General features: G+C 57.5%; 10 protein-coding genes. 2 read left to right on the forward strand and 8 right to left on the reverse strand.

Annotated features, from left to right (window positions below):
- Positions 1-317 precede the first annotated feature (317 nt).
- From DNJ95_RS00355 to DNJ95_RS00365, 3 genes are all read right to left on the reverse strand, one after another.
- The gene (locus tag DNJ95_RS00355) at positions 318-1,199 is read right to left on the reverse strand and encodes a hypothetical protein (protein WP_131182741.1); all 882 of its coding nucleotides are present in this window, start codon (positions 1,197-1,199) and stop codon (positions 318-320) included.
- A gap of 1 nt (position 1,200) precedes the next feature.
- A complete protein-coding gene (locus tag DNJ95_RS00360) occupies positions 1,201-1,707 on the reverse strand; it encodes a hypothetical protein (RefSeq protein WP_131182742.1) in 507 nt (168 codons plus the stop codon).
- Positions 1,708-1,951: 244 nt separating this feature from the next.
- Positions 1,952-2,164: a hypothetical protein gene (locus tag DNJ95_RS00365; RefSeq protein WP_131182743.1), complete on the reverse strand. Its 213-nt coding sequence runs from the start codon at positions 2,162-2,164 to the stop codon at positions 1,952-1,954.
- Between DNJ95_RS00365 and DNJ95_RS00370 the strand changes: the two genes are divergently transcribed.
- Complete coding sequence (locus tag DNJ95_RS00370) at positions 2,151-2,291, forward strand: hypothetical protein (RefSeq protein ID WP_242671868.1); 141 nt, start codon at positions 2,151-2,153, stop codon at positions 2,289-2,291. The two genes, DNJ95_RS00365 and DNJ95_RS00370, sit on opposite strands and share 14 nt — an antisense overlap.
- 114 nt (positions 2,292-2,405) lie before the next feature.
- Here the strand turns inward: DNJ95_RS00370 and DNJ95_RS00375 are convergent, their stop codons facing one another.
- From DNJ95_RS00375 to DNJ95_RS00395, 5 genes are all read right to left on the reverse strand, one after another.
- Positions 2,406-6,860, reverse strand: coding sequence for a calcium-binding protein (locus DNJ95_RS00375; protein WP_131182744.1), 4,455 nt, complete (start codon positions 6,858-6,860; stop codon positions 2,406-2,408).
- A 1-nt stretch (position 6,861) separates the two neighbouring features.
- Positions 6,862-7,170 carry a hypothetical protein gene (locus tag DNJ95_RS00380; protein WP_131182745.1) on the reverse strand — a complete coding sequence of 103 codons (309 nt, stop codon included), beginning with the start codon at positions 7,168-7,170 and terminating at the stop codon, positions 6,862-6,864.
- A 104-nt stretch (positions 7,171-7,274) separates the two neighbouring features.
- Complete coding sequence (locus DNJ95_RS00385; protein ID WP_131182746.1) at positions 7,275-7,628, reverse strand: hypothetical protein; 354 nt, start codon at positions 7,626-7,628, stop codon at positions 7,275-7,277.
- A 105-nt stretch (positions 7,629-7,733) separates the two neighbouring features.
- Entirely contained in the window at positions 7,734-9,149 is a 1,416-nt protein-coding gene (locus tag DNJ95_RS00390; RefSeq protein WP_131182747.1) for an HlyD family type I secretion periplasmic adaptor subunit, read from the reverse strand.
- Positions 9,146-11,284: a type I secretion system permease/ATPase gene (locus DNJ95_RS00395; protein ID WP_131182748.1), complete on the reverse strand. Its 2,139-nt coding sequence runs from the start codon at positions 11,282-11,284 to the stop codon at positions 9,146-9,148. Before DNJ95_RS00395 ends, DNJ95_RS00390 begins: the two co-directional genes overlap by 4 nt.
- A gap of 198 nt (positions 11,285-11,482) precedes the next feature.
- Between DNJ95_RS00395 and gcvP the strand changes: the two genes are divergently transcribed.
- Complete coding sequence (gene gcvP, locus DNJ95_RS00400) at positions 11,483-14,350, forward strand: aminomethyl-transferring glycine dehydrogenase (protein ID WP_131182749.1); 2,868 nt, start codon at positions 11,483-11,485, stop codon at positions 14,348-14,350.
- The last annotated feature ends 71 nt before the right edge of the window (positions 14,351-14,421 follow it).

A 14,421-nucleotide genomic window follows, 5' to 3' on the forward strand; every position in this document is an offset into this window, starting at 1 on the left:
CCACAAAAGTGGCATGAATACGCACTGTAGCTTCCCAGAACCACGATTCCCTAAAGAGAACACAAGAAGTTCTGGCGGAGCAAATACTGATGTCGGAACGGATATCAGCACAACCCCAGAATCAATCTTGTACAGTGTCCAATTTACACCTGAGCTTGTTCCCAGGTTGCGCTTTGCCATATTTCCACCACCAGGAAAAATTAGCGCCAAGGAGTTTTTATTTCCGGTGAAGTAGGATATAGGGTTATTCTTTGTGAAACCCCACTCTTCAGTAGGCCTTCTGGAGTGAGGTTCATTCATCAGAAATGAAATCAGACTTACCCCATCATCACAGTCACTATCAGATGCCCCCATTTCTTGCAGGCATCCATATATGGTCTAAGCATTTCTGTACGTAGATGCAGGGGGTGATCAACAACCATAATGCGCTGATAGATTTTGCCTCTAATTATTCCTGTACGCTTATAAATATACTCATTTCTTCCGTCGCCATTCACATCGACTGACACATACTCTAACTCCCCCCTCCCCCCCCATAAATCCGGTAATTTTTTAGAGCCGGGCAAAGAGGAAAATTCAATTTCTACTCGCCCACTAGAAAGCCAATTAGCAATATTTTCTCCAGTGCAAAAGCCCGGGCCATTCAGTGAATCAAGAGTTTCTTTGCAAACAACCGGATTTATTGATCCTGCCCCCTGAAAGAACCCCTCCGGTCTGGATTTTGAGAAAATCTCCTTGTTATCTGCCAACTCCGATACACGGACATCTTTACGCACATCAGAATAAAATTCGACCATTTCATGATCGCCTGCCTCGACTGAAAGAGAAAGACACATCCATAATACGCATGTAAGTCGAGCAGCAAATAGGCACAAACTGAAAAATGAGACAAATTTATCTTCTAATATTCCGCAAGAAATACAAACACCCTCCCATTTTCCACTACCAGAGAGAGCCTCATTTTTATTACCACCAACGCACACACTCAAAAAACTTGCAACTGCATCAAAAAAATTACTTTTGAAGAATTTGACAAACGACAGCGTAACGAAAGCAGTAGACTCTCTGAACTGAGCCATAGATGTAGCAACAGTACTAGACTGCGCTATATATTCCCCTGTATTCACTACAACAACTGCACCATCAGTTCGTGATGCAACATGATCGGCAACCAGCCCAACCAAACTTGCAGTAGACATCTTAATTCCTCCTTAAACCAAGAAAAATGCATCCCAAGCACAAAGCAAAAACGCCCCACAGCGTGGCCGCCATGACTCGAAATACATCTCGACTACCTTGCATCATTTTTAACTCACAGTCCCTAGGTGTTTGGCACTTTCTCTCGCATAGAAAAACCCCACCCACACTACAATCAAGCAAATTCTTACGATAGTACTCAAAGGAAATCCTCCTTCCAACGATAGATTTCTTTCCTCCCTCGATGGCCAAGGCTCCCTTCCTCACATATAAACCAATCAACCCAGAAGATTCTCCAGAAACATATAAAATATATCCAGAAGACGACCCAAGACTTACCCTCTCCACCACTCCAACATCTTTGTGAACAGTATAATTTTGCTCCACGTCATGACCAAAAAAGCTCAAGCCATACATAACAACACCTAATACAAAAGATACCCAAGCCGCCCTAGCGGCCAAACTAAATCCAGAGAAACCTACAAAAGCCTCAATCAATTTTCGCAGCATATAAACCCTCAGAATAAAAACCAATAAAACCCCAGAAACCCGAATATTTATCCAAACATCTCCTTGTCCGCATCAGAAATAATGAACGGCTTTGCGTTTGCCGGCTCTTACCTCCATTAACGCCAACATCCACGGAGACAGAGCGACGTTGCTTTACAGAGGAGGAGATAGTCCGCTGGAAATACACGGGGCTCAGCCCTGGCTGAATCGAACACATCAGAACGCCTCCACGACTCTGGAGATTTCAGATGACACGACCCGCCCCCCCCAACAACCGCTCGACTTCCTGCAAATACCCCTGAATCCCCTTTGCGATGGAATAGTCTTGGGCGCCACGCCGGGCTCTTTCACGTAATTCGATACCTTGCTGCGAACCCAGCGTGCGCTCCACCAGCGCCTCGCCATCGAAGAAATCCACCAGCCAGCCGTTGTCGCCATGGCGGATGACCTCGCGCATCGACGAAGCCCTAGCCTACGCCTACCTGAGCGCCGCGACCGACTTCCAGATCTCACAGGTCGTCGACCGTACCAAAGGCATCAACGCGATGATCCGTAAAGCGGACTTCGTCGAGTTCGATGAGTAAGGCCCGCCACGCCTCCACGACCGAACGGAACACAACCTGATCGACCCCATTCGCGGCATGCCCACGAACAAGACAGAAGGCCGGCATATCGCCGGCCTTCTGTCTTTCCTCCCCTCACTGCCAGTTGGCGGCAATCACCACATCGAGCTGCGCTCGCTGGTCAGGCGTCATGGCCGACTCCCCACTGGCGGGAACGGCAAACGCCGCCATGGCATCGACCAGCACCTGGACCTGGCTGTCGAGCAGGGTGCGGCCATCGGCGGCAGCGATCTGCTCGATACGGTAGCTGCTGCCAGTGAACCAGTTCTCCAAGGTAATTTTGTCATCAGCCCCCACAATGCTGACTTCGAGGCTATTGCCAGCGCGACGGAGCCAGAGGTCATCGCTGTTGATACCATTGCCGAACACCAACTTGTCCGTGCCACCGTAGTCAGTGATCGAGTCCTGACCATCGCCTCGGTTGAACAGATAAGTGTCCCGGGCATAGCCCGCGACAATGACGTCGTTACCTCGACCACCAGAAATCGTGTTCTTGTTTGAACTGCTGTTATGCGTGTAGTCAACCTGGATTCGATCATCACCCTCACCACCTTCAATGGTGTTATCGGCGTAGTAGCTGTAGGTGATGCTGTCGTTACCCTCTCCACCCAGCAGGGTGTTGGTGCCACGGCCAATACTGGCGAGTGTGTCATCACCAGCACCTGCTGTGATCGTTACGCCCGCATCAAACCCAACCAGCGTATCGGCTTCTTCTGTTCCATAAATAATGTGACCCAGTTCTGTCAGTTGCCCAGCCAACAATTTATGACCATCGGAGAACTCTACACTTTCGATCTGGTAACCGGCCGAGGAATACCAGTTCTTGACCGTGAGCTGATCGGTGTTGGTACTGCCCGAGGCATCCTTGACTCTGATGATCAGATCATTGCCCTTGCGGGAGACGAACAAATCCTCCTGGGTAATTCCTTCACCAAACACCAACTTGTCCGTACCACCGTAGTCGGTGATCAAGTCCTGACCATCACCCCGGTTGAATAGATAAGTGTCCTGGGCATCGCCCGCGACAATGACATCGTTACCTCGGCCACCAGAAATCGTGTTCTGGTAGGAAGAGCCGTAGTACGTCCTATCAACCTGAATACGATCATCACCCTCACCACCTTCGATGGTGTTGTTGGCGTAATAGCTGTAAGTGATGCTGTCGTTGCCTCCTCCTCCCAGCAGAGTGTTGGTACCGCTGCCCTGGTCGATGATGATGTCGTCGCCGGCGCCGCCGTCGATGGTGTCGCTACCGTAGGTGTCGGTGATGGTGTCATTGCCGTCACCACCATAGACCATGGCGTTGTTATTACCCGAGTAGATGGTGTCATCACCCGCCTTACCATCGACGTACGAACTATCTGCCCACAAGGTGATTCTGTCAGCGACCTCCGTTCCGGTTACGGACAGATCACCCACTTCCTTGGCAGTCAGAACAGTGCCATCGACAAACTCGAAGGTTTCGATCCGGTAGCCTGCATTGTCCCAACCGATGATGGTGATCTGATCGACAGACTCCGGATTGGCTGAATCCAGTACCTCGACCAGCAGGTTGGTTCCGGAACGGCTGACAACCAGATCACTCAGAGCAATCCCTTCACCAAACACCAACTTGTCCGTGCCGCCCTGATCGGTAATCGAATCCTGACCATCACCTCGGCTGAACAGGTAGGTGTCCTTGCCATAACCGGCCACGATCACATCGTCACCACGCCCTCCCGAGATCGTATTGACCTGCGAGGTATAGGTATACCGGGCACTGTCGATCTGTATTCGGTCGTCACCCTCACCACCTTCGATGGTGTTGTTGGCGTAATAGCTGTAAGTGATGCTGTCGTTGCCTTCTCCTCCCAGCAGGGTGTTGGTACCACTACCCTGGTCGATGATGATGTCGTCGCCGGCGCCGCCGTCGATGGTGTCGCTACCGTAGGTGTCGGTGATGGTGTCATTGCCATCGCCGCCATATACCGTGGCGTTATTGGTGCCGGAATAGATGATGTCATCGCCATCCTTGCCGTCGGCCCATGTGGCGTCCGACCACAAGGTCAGCGTTTCACTCGCTTCGCTGCCGGTCATGGCCAGATTGGTCAGTTCCTGGGCCGAGACTGTCGTGCCATCGGCCAGTTCGAAAGTCTCGATCCGGTAGCCTGCATTGTCCCAACCGATGATGGTGATCTGATCGACAGACTCCGGATTGGCTGAATCCAGTACCTCGACCAGCAGGTTGGTTCCGGAACGGCTGACAACCAGATCACTCAGAGCAATCCCTTCACCAAACACCAACTTGTCCGTGCCGCCCTGATCGGTAATCGAATCCTGACCATCACCTCGGCTGAACAGGTAGGTGTCCTTGCCATAACCGGCCACGATCACATCGTCACCACGCCCTCCCGAGATCGTATTGACCTGCGAGGTATAGGTATACCGGGCACTGTCGATCTGTATTCGGTCGTCACCCTCACCACCGTCGATGGTGTTGTTGGCGGAGTAGCTGTAGGTGATGCTGTCGTTGCCTTCCCCTCCCAGCAGGGTGTTGGTACCACTACCCTGGTCGATGATGATGTCGTCACCGGCGCCGCCGTCGATAAACTCATTACCACTACCGCCAGTAATTATGTCATCACCACCTAGCCCGTATATTCGAGAGACGGCTCCAGTTACAATACTTTCGCCCTTGCTAGTACCTATTTGAGAACTACCGATCTCCCCAAATAAAGCCAAAAGTTGCTCAAAGTCACTGCCTTTTTGATCGCTTGCAGCAACAATACTAGTCACTGCTGACGTTGCAATAAAATTACCACTTAATGCGGCCTCCAGAAAAGCCAATACATCCTTAGCCTGGTGCTCGGAGACTTCAAAGATGCCCTTGACGCTATTTAGTAGACGTTCAATATCTAGGCGCCCATTCGACAATCCTTCAGACCAGATAAAGGAAATATCCAATTGAGACTTTGCAAAACCACCTAGCAAGCCTTGCTCGACATAGGTGAGCAAAGCACCATACGCTTGGTTTAATAAGGAAAAAGCATTAGGCCCCGTTCCCCCGTTATAGGAGTCAGCAAGAAATTTCTCTATCGCTGCGACCTTTCTAAGGTCTCCCAGATAAGATGAGCTACCGCTTGAATCTTGCACGCCCGCCCATGTATAGACCAAGATATCGAGTAATCCTGCACGATCTTGTTCGCTAGCAGCCAGATATCTTTTGACGAGATCTTTTAACTCGCCTGATTCGTCCCTCGCCATAGCCTGATGCAGGCTATGTACATTACCAAACCCGGCTAAGTCTGGTAGTGCCTTAATATCTTCATCAATTTCGATGATTTCAACGCTTTGGGTGTTGGTAGCATCAGTCGAAAACCAAACGTCAGTCATCTCACGGATGTGACCATCCACTGTTTGATACGAGCCGACAAGGCGATGTTGGTTTCCATTTTCATCAATAAAACTAGAGTTCGAGTATGTGGTGCTCAGGCTTTTGATTCCCAACTCATCGAGACTGACCAGCTCTCCTTCGTCTACAGATGCATTGCTATTTAGATCCCTCCATACTCTTAATTTATGAAACGCCTCATCCGAGGAGTCTATCTTGTCATCTTTATTGGAGTCCAAAGATACAAGCGCTGAAAAGCCATGATTGGCGACATTCCCATTTGGCAACTCTGAATAGCTGCCAAAAAGCTCTTTTCCGTTCGTTATCTTTCCGTCGCCATCGCGATCCCAGACTAGCAGGCCATCGTCTCTCCCGACCCACCCGGTGTTCTCGCTGAAGCCATTATCATCATGGTCGAAATAGATTTTCTGGCCAAGTGCGAGGGTCTCCACCCCATCTCCATCAAGATCCAGTATCAATGGACTTATAGCGCTCTCAGCTCTTTTGAAAAGATCCTTTAGCTTATCCTTTAAAACCTCTAAAGGCTTTCCTATATAGTCATCCCAAAAATCACCTAAAGCATCGGATGCATTGTCGATCAGCTCCCCAATCTCATCCAATGCTTTACTATAAGAATCTTCCAGGTCGTTACCTTGGGAGATAGCTTTATCCATGACATCTTCAAAACTGTCCTTAACACCAGAAATAAGTTCATCCGCGAACCCACCTATATCGTTTACCCCTTGCCTTAATGCTTCGCCCTCCAATAGATCAATAAGCTTTTTAGCTTGCTGTGCAAGTGCCTCGGCTAACTCGCCGCCAATGAATCCTCCTGCTGACTCCAGTTCGGATGGCAAAGGCCCCGGGTCTGGTAAATTTTCCCTCCAATATCTCTGCTCCTCCAAACTGACAGGTGATAATCCTTCTTGCGCCAATTTTTCATTTATGCCCTTCCACGCATCATCTATGGTTCCAGGAGTTAGAGCGTCTACAAGTTGCCCCCTCCTGAAATCATTCATAGTATTTTCAATTGGGCTTGGCTTCCCACTATTATCTCCAAGCAAGCTATTGATAGCTTCATTAGCCCAATAAGCCTTGGCGTCAACAAGTCGCTGAGCGCTAATCAAATCTGACTCAATTATTTCGCCCCTTTTACTCATGTTAGCGTCTCCTAGCAAATGTAAATATCCCTAAAAACACAGTAAGCAAGACAAATGAAAATCCTATTTTTATTCTCAAAAAGAAATCATCAATTCCTTTCGCAACTGAGGTGGCTTTTATGACTGCATTTTGTTGCTCTATGGTGAGGCTCTCTTTCCCCAGTTTTTGAATGTACTCCTTGGCCGGGTTCTTGTCTGAAAACCGGTATTCTCTAACAAAATAATCATTTGCAAAATCAAGTAGCAGCAGCCCTATCCCCAGAGAAAAAAACCAGCACCCCAGAAGTAACAGATTCTTCCTGCGAAACATATTCACTCCAAGTCAAATTAAATGACCATTAAAGATTAACCGTTCATAGAAAAGGTAGTGGATTTATTTGCGAGCTTTACCCGCTGAACCTGCCCATTTTTCAATTACTCGTATCGTCTTCGATTATTTCTTTCCTTCTGCTCATGCTGGGAGCTCGCTCTAGATAACAATAGCAAGGCGATATATAAAGTCAGAACCCCTATCGAAAGCCATACTTTGTATTTGAAAAATAGTTCATCGAATCCTTTCAGCACAGCGACATACTTAATTAGCGCATCTCGCTGCTTGATTGAAGGAGGTGTCTTCCCGATTTCTTTTAAGTATTCCAGGGCAGGGTTTTGTTCTGATAAGGTGTACTCCTTTTTTATATATTCCTTTGCCGCATCAAGCAATAGAAGTCCTGCCCCCCAAGAAAACAAAAAAACAAATATGAGTAAGAGTTTCTTATTGCGGGTCATGCTTTCTCCATTTGGAAGTAGTGTTGACTATCATGATGTTTGGTTCGTCGTTTGTGGCTGACCATATATAGCGCTTGCAATTTCCTCTTTGCGATGCATAATTAATCACCGCTCCCCCAAACTCTCATCCACATACGCCTTGAACGGACTCAGGAAATAGTCGATGACCTTGCGCTTGTCGGTCTTCACTTCCGCGCGCACGGCCATGCCTGGCGAGAGGGCGACGCGGTTGGCGCCGACGCGGATATGGTCGTCGTCGAGCTGGATGCGGGCGCTGTAGACCAGGCCGCGTTGCTCGTCCTCGATGGCATCGTTGGAAATGCTCAGGACGCGGCCCTGGATCACGCCGTATTTGGTGAAGTTGAACGTCTCGACCTTGACCTCGACGCTCTGGCCGGGGCGGACGAAGCCGATGTCCTTGTTCTCCAGCAGGGCCTCGACTTCCACCGGCTGGTCGCTGGGGACAATGACCATCAGTGGCTGGGCCTCGGTGACGACGCCGCCGTGGGTGTGGATGGCCAGTTGCTGCACGGTGCCGTCCACCGGTGCAGTCAGCCGGGTGAGGTGGTCGCGCTGCCGGGCCTTTTTCAACTCCTGGACCAGGGACGCGGCGCGCTGTTCGGCCTCGTGCTGCAGGTCGAGCATGCTGCGCCGGGTTTGCGCCAGGACGTTGTCGTGGCGCCCTTGCGCGGCCTTGCGGGCGGCCTCCAGTTCGCCCAGGCGGGCCTGCTGCAGGGCCAGCTCGCGCTCCTGGTCGAGCTGGGCCTGGTGTTTTTCCAGGTAGGCGTGCTTGGCGATGTATTGCCGGTCGTACAGGCGCTTGTAGTCGGCAGCCAGTTCGCGGGTGATCGGCAGGGTCTGCCCGAGCGCCGCGATGCTGGTGCGTACCGAGTGGATTTCCGCCGCGCGCTGTTCGATCTCCGCCGCACTCTGGTCAAGGCTGCTGCGCAGTTCCAGGTACTGGCCCTGGACCCATTGCTGCGCGGCGCGCTGCTGTTCGACACCGGCCTGCGGGATCGATGCCGCCAGGCTGGGCGGCTCGCCGCCGTGCCGGATGGCGTCGAGCAGGGCGCGGGCACGGGCGCTGTCGATATGGGCGGCCAGCAGGTCGCTGTCGAGGCGCTGCACGTCGGCACCGGTGATCTGCCCGTCCAGTTCGACCAGCAGGTCGCCGGCGCGCACCTGTTGCCCATCGTGCACATGGATATGCTTGACCACCGCGACATCGCTGGGCTGGATGGTCTTGCTCCTGCCGTTGGGCACCACCTTGCCGCTGGCGCTGGCCACCACGTCGATCTCGCCGAGGCAGGCCCAGAGCAGCGCCAGCACGGCGAAGGCGATGATCGCCCACTGCACGTAGCGTGGCGCCGGATGCACCGGCGCTTCCTGCAGGGCCAGCGCGGCGGGCATGAAGTGCACCTCGTGGGCCAGGCGGCGCGGCGCATCCAGGCGCTTGCGGTGGCGCCAGGCCTGCTGCCAGGCACGCCGGTAGCGCGCCAGCAATTCGCCGCGCGCGCTCATGCGGCACCACCTTGCTGCAGGCGGTGCAGGCGCGAGTAGTGCCCGGCCTGGTGGGCCAGCAGTTCGGCATGGCTGCCCTGCTCGACGATCTGCCCACGGTCCATGACGATGATGCGGTTGGCGTCGCGGACCGCGGACAGGCGGTGGGCGATGACGATCACCGTGCGGCCCCGGCAGATGGCGCGCATGTTCTGCTGGACGATGCGTTCGGACTCGTAGTCCAGCGCGCTGGTGGCCTCGTCGAAGATCAGGATGCGCGGGTTGCCGATCAGCGCCCGGGCGATGGCGATGCGCTGGCGCTGCCCGCCTGACAGGGACGAGCCGTGCTCGCCGACCAGGGTGTCGTAGCCTTCCGGCAGTTCCAGGATGAAATCGTGGGCGCCGGCCAGCCGGGCGACCTGGATGACCTGCTCGATGGGCGTGCCCGGGTCGCCCAGGGCGATGTTTTCACGGATGCTGCGGTTGAACAGCAGGTTGTCCTGCAGCACCACGCCGATCTGCCGCCGCAGCGAGCTGACATCTGCCAGCGCCAGGTCCATGCCGTCCACCAGCACGCGCCCGCGCTCCGGGCTGTAGAGGCGTTGCAGCAGGCGCGTCAGGGTACTCTTGCCGGAGCCGGAGCGGCCGACCACACCGATCACCTCGCCGGCCTCGACTGTCAGGCTGATGCCGCGCAGCACTTCCGAGCCATCTGCACGGTAGCGGAAGTGCACCTGGTCGAATTCGACCCGCCCCTTGAGCGGTGGCAGGGCGCTGCGGCTGGCCTGGGCCAGTTCGCCACGGGTATTGAGGATATCCCCCAGGCGCTGCACCGAGACACCTGTCTGCTGGAAGTTGGTCCACAACTGCGCCAGGCGCATGATGGGTTGCGAGACACGCCCGGCGAGCATGTTGAAGGCGATCAACTGGCCCACCGTCAGGTGCCCTTCGATCACCAGCCGCGCGCCCAGCCACAGGGTGGCCAGCGTCACCAGCTTGCCGATGAAACCGACGCTCTCACTGGCCAGGGTGGACAGGGTCTGGGTCTTGAAGCTGGCCGCGACGTAGCCGGCCAGTTGGTCGTCCCATTTGCGCCCGGACTGCGGCTCCACCGCCATCGACTTCAGGGTGTCGATGCCGTTGACCGTTTCCACCAGGAAGGCCTGGTTCTCCGCGCCACGGTTGAAGCTCTCCTGCAGGCGCGCGCGCAGCAGCGGCGTGATCAGCAGGGATACGACGAAATACAGCGGCAGCGACAGCAGCACCACCAGCGTCAGCCAGCCGCTGTAGAAGAACATCACGGCGATGAACACCACCGAGAAGAGTACGTCGAGGATCAGTGTGATGGCGTTGCCCGTGAGGAAGCTGCGGATGTTTTCCAGCTCACGCACCCGCGCCACCGAATCGCCGACCCGCCGCGCCTGGAAGTAGGCCAGCGGCAGCGACAGCAGGTGGCGGAACAGCCGCGAGCCGAGTTCCACGTCGATGCGGCTGGCGGTATGGGCGAATACATAACTGCGCAGGCCCGACAGCAGCGTCTCGAACAGCATGATGCCGAGCAGGCCGATCGCCAGCACGTCCAGCGTGGTCAGGCCCCGGTGCACCAGCACCTTGTCCATCACTACCTGGAAGAACAGCGGCGTCAGCAGCGCGAAGATCTGCAGCACGAAGGACACCAGCAGCACTTCGCCGAGCAGCCGGCGGTACTTGACGATGGCCGGGATGAACCAGGTGAAGTCGAAGCGCCGCAGATCTCCGGCCTGCGAGGCCTCGGAGCGCAGCAGCAGCAACTCGCCGTTCCAGCGCTCGCCCAGGGCCTGCAGGCTGACCACCTGCGGCCGTTGCTGCCGGGGGTCATGCAGCAACGCCTTGTCCTGCTCCAGGCGCGCGATGATGAAAAAGCCGCCCTGGCGATCCGCCGCGATGGCGGGCAGCGGCGTCTGCCCGAGGCGCTCGACGCCACTCTGTACCGCCCTGGCCTTGAGCCCAAGCCGGCGTGCCGCCAGCAGCAGTTCGGACTTGCCGAACGGGCGCCCGGCCTGGCCGTACTCATGGGCCAGTTGTTGCGCCGAGGCGGCGAGGTTATGGAAGCGCGCCAGCATGACCAGGCAGGCCAGGCCGCTGTCCACGGCGGCGGAGTCCGACTCTTCGTTCATCAATGCATCCCTGCGGGCGATAGCCACATGCCATCAAATGTAAGCGGATAATACATATCTTTCCCATTTTCCTATACCACCATGGCAATCGTCCTTCATGGCATTTTGTCGCACGCATCGGGCAGCGACCGGTCTATGGACAAGCGCGTACCCTGCGCCACACTGAAGCAGTGAAGCCCTCGCCAAAGGAGCCGTTCCATGTCTCGATCCGCCCTTCTGCAACAGCCCGAAGCCTTTCTCCAGCGCCATATCGGCCCCGACGAGACCGAGCAGCAAGTCATGCTGGCGGCGCTGGGGCTGGACAGCCGCGAAGCGCTGATCGAGCAGGCGCTGCCGCCGGAGATACGCCTGGAGGCGCCGCTGGAGCTGCCGCCGGCGCTGGACGAACAGGCCGCGCTGCGGCACCTGCGCGGCTACGCCGAGCAGAACCAGGTGTGGACCAGCCTGATCGGCATGGGCTACCACGGCAGCGTCACGCCGCCGGTGATCCTGCGCAATGTGCTGGAAAACCCCGGCTGGTACACCGCCTACACGCCCTACCAGCCGGAACTGGCGCAGGGGCGGCTGGAGGCCCTGCTCAACTTCCAGCAGATGGCCTGTGACCTGACCGGCCTGGAACTGGCCAACGCCTCGCTGCTGGACGAGGCCACGGCGGCGGCGGAAGCCATGAGCCTGGCGCGTCGGGTGGCGAAGAACCCGAGCCGGTGCTTCTTCGTCGACGAGAACTGCCACCCGCAGACGATCTCGGTGCTGCGCACCCGCGCCGAGGGCTTCGGTTTCGAGCTGGTCTGCGGGCCGCTCGAGCAATTGGAAGGGCTGGATGTATTCGGCGCGCTGCTGCAATACCCGGACACCCACGGCGAAATCCACGACCTGCGCCCCTCTATCGAGGCCCTGCATGCGCGCCAGGCGCTGGCCTGCGTCGCCGCCGACCTGCTGGCCCTGGTGCTGCTGACGCCGCCCGGCGAACAGGGCGCCGACGTGGTGCTCGGCTCCAGCCAGCGCTTCGGCGTGCCGCTGGGCTACGGCGGCCCGCATGCGGCCTACTTCGCCTGCCGCGAGGCCTACAAGCGCTCGCTGCCGGGGCGGCTGATCGGCGTGTCGCGGGATGCCCGTGGCAACCCGGCGCTGCGCATGGCGCTGCAGACCCGCGAACAGCATATCCGCCGCGAGAAGGCCAACTCGAACATCTGCACCGCCCAGGTGCTGCTGGCCAATATCGCCGGCTTCTACGCCGTCTACCACGGCCCCCAGGGCCTGCAACGGATCGCCCGGCGCGTGCAGCGGCTGACCGCACTCCTGGCCCACGCCCTGGAACAGGGCGGTATTCGCCGCCTCAACCGCCACTTCTTCGACACCCTGACCCTGGAGGTCGGCGGCGCCCAGGCGGCGATCCTCGACAGCGCCCATGCCGCCCGCATCAACCTGCGTATCCTCGGCCGCGGGCGACTGGGCCTGAGCCTGGATGAAACCAGCGACGAACAGACCGTCGAACAGTTGCTGGCGATCTTCCTCGGCGCCGACCACGGCCAGGATATCGCCGCCCTGGATGCCGCCTGCGAAGACCTCGGCATTCCAGAGGCGCTGCGCCGCAGCAGCCCATTCCTCGAGCATCCGGTGTTCAACCGCCACCACAGTGAAACCCGCATGCTGCGCTACCTCAAGCGGCTGGCGAGCAAGGACCTGGCGCTGGACCAGGCGATGATCCCGCTGGGCTCCTGCACCATGAAGCTCAACGCCAGCGGCGAGATGCTGCCGATCACCTGGCCGGAATTCGCCCACCTGCACCCCTTCGCCCCCAGCGAGCAGGCGCGTGGCTACCACCTGCTGATCGACGAACTGCAACGCTGGCTGTGCGCCATCAGCGGCTTCGACAGCATCAGCATGCAGCCCAACTCGGGCGCCCAGGGTGAATACGCCGGGCTGCTGGCGATCCGCGCCTACCACGCCAGCCGTGGCGACGGGCAGCGCGACATCTGCCTGATACCGGCCTCCGCCCATGGCACCAACCCGGCCTCGGCGCAGATGGCTGGGCTGCGGGTGGTGGTGGTCGATTGCGACCGCGCCGGCAACATCGACCGCGCCGACCTGGCGCACAAGGCCGAGCAGGCCGGCGAGCGCCTGGCCTGCCTGATGGTCACCTACCCCTCGACCCACGGCGTCTATGAAGCGGGCATCCGCGAAATCTGCGCGCAAATCCACGCCCTCGGCGGGCAGGTCTATATGGACGGCGCCAACCTCAACGCGCTGGTCGGCCTGGCGCGCCCGGCGGACATCGGCGCGGACGTCTCGCACATGAACCTGCACAAGACCTTCTGCATCCCCCATGGCGGCGGCGGGCCGGGCATGGGGCCGATCGGCGTCAAGGCGCATCTGGCGCCATTCGTCGCCAACCACCCGGTGGTCGAACTGCAAGGCCCGGACCCGCGTAACGGCGCGGTCAGCGCCGCGCCCTGGGGCAGCGCCGGCATCCTGCCGATCAGTTGGATGTATATCGCCATGATGGGCCCGCAACTGCGCACCGCCACCGAAGTCGCGGTACTCAACGCCAACTACCTGGCCCGGTGCCTGGGCGCTGCCTACCCGATCCTCTACAGCGGCAACGCCGGAAGGGTCGCCCACGAATGCATCATCGACCTGCGCCCGCTCAAGGCCAGCAGCGGCATCGACGAGGAAGACGTGGCCAAGCGCCTGATCGACTACGGCTTCCATGCGCCGACCATGTCCTTCCCGGTGCCCGGCACCCTGATGATCGAGCCCACCGAAAGCGAATCGCTGGAAGAACTGGAGCGCTTCATCGAGGCGATGCTGGGCATCCGCGAGGAGATCGCCCGGGTCGAACGCGGCGAGTGGCCAGCGGACGACAACCCGCTGGTGCACGCTCCGCACACCCTGGCCGATATCAGCGCGCCCTGGACGCGCCCCTACTCCATCACCGAGGCCATCACCCCGAGCGCCTTCACCCGCGCGCACAAATACTGGCCAGCGGTGAACCGGGTGGACAATGCCCATGGCGACCGGCATCTGTTCTGTGGTTGTGCGGCGCTGGAGGATTATCGGGGCTGAACCTGGAGCGGTCAGGCAGCGGCTATTGCCGTTCTATGCCAGCCAGTCGCAAGGGATTGCCCGCTGGCTGC

The sequence above is a fragment of the Stutzerimonas kirkiae genome, assembly GCF_004327335.1.
Taxonomy (GTDB): Bacteria; Pseudomonadota; Gammaproteobacteria; order Pseudomonadales; family Pseudomonadaceae; genus Stutzerimonas; species Stutzerimonas kirkiae.

Bases quoted from the DNA above. Each gene is read 5' to 3' on its own strand.
- DNJ95_RS00385 (WP_131182746.1), bottom strand. From the start codon at position 7,628: ATGACCCGCAATAAGAAACTCTTACTCATATTTGTTTTTTTGTTTTCT.
- DNJ95_RS00375 (WP_131182744.1), bottom strand. From the start codon at position 6,860: ATGAGTAAAAGGGGCGAAATAATTGAGTCAGATTTGATTAGCGCTCAG.
- DNJ95_RS00395 (WP_131182748.1), bottom strand. From the start codon at position 11,284: ATGAACGAAGAGTCGGACTCCGCCGCCGTGGACAGCGGCCTGGCCTGC.
- gcvP (WP_131182749.1), top strand. From the start codon at position 11,483: ATGTCTCGATCCGCCCTTCTGCAACAGCCCGAAGCCTTTCTCCAGCGC.
- DNJ95_RS00370 (WP_242671868.1), top strand. From the start codon at position 2,151: ATGACCTCGCGCATCGACGAAGCCCTAGCCTACGCCTACCTGAGCGCC.
- DNJ95_RS00380 (WP_131182745.1), bottom strand. From the start codon at position 7,170: ATGTTTCGCAGGAAGAATCTGTTACTTCTGGGGTGCTGGTTTTTTTCT.
- DNJ95_RS00390 (WP_131182747.1), bottom strand. From the start codon at position 9,149: ATGAGCGCGCGCGGCGAATTGCTGGCGCGCTACCGGCGTGCCTGGCAG.
- DNJ95_RS00365 (WP_131182743.1), bottom strand. From the start codon at position 2,164: ATGCGCGAGGTCATCCGCCATGGCGACAACGGCTGGCTGGTGGATTTC.
- DNJ95_RS00360 (WP_131182742.1), bottom strand. From the start codon at position 1,707: ATGCTGCGAAAATTGATTGAGGCTTTTGTAGGTTTCTCTGGATTTAGT.
- DNJ95_RS00355 (WP_131182741.1), bottom strand. From the start codon at position 1,199: ATGTCTACTGCAAGTTTGGTTGGGCTGGTTGCCGATCATGTTGCATCA.